The organism is Bacillus sp. GbtcB14 (genome assembly GCF_019091205.1).
Lineage (GTDB): Bacteria > Bacillota > Bacilli > Bacillales > Bacillaceae_G > Bacillus_A > Bacillus_A cereus_AG.
Genome location: NZ_JAGXJT010000169.1, coordinates 1 through 267 on the forward strand (window position 1 = coordinate 1; position 267 = coordinate 267).

Consider the following 267-nt stretch of genomic DNA (forward strand, 5'->3'; position numbering starts at 1 on the left):
TTTGCATCGCCGAGTGTCGGAAGCGCCTGATACAATCTTTGCACACGCCGCTCTGTGTTTGTAAATGTTCCGTCTTTTTCAAGAGATGGAACCGCAGGCAGGATGACATCCGCGTATTGCGCCGTTCTTGAAAGGAAAATATCCTGCACAACAAAGAAATCAAGGCTGGATAAAATGTCATGAACATGGTTGGCGTTTGAATCGACGAGCGCCATATCTTCACCGACAAGATACATGGCTTTCATGTTTCCTTCTTCAATCGCATGG

General features: G+C 46.4%; 1 protein-coding gene. It reads right to left on the reverse strand.

Annotation, left to right across the window (positions count from 1 at the left end):
• Window positions 1-267 (reverse strand): molybdopterin-dependent oxidoreductase (locus KVT31_RS29620; protein WP_217613733.1); only part of this gene is annotated, 267 nt, incomplete at both ends.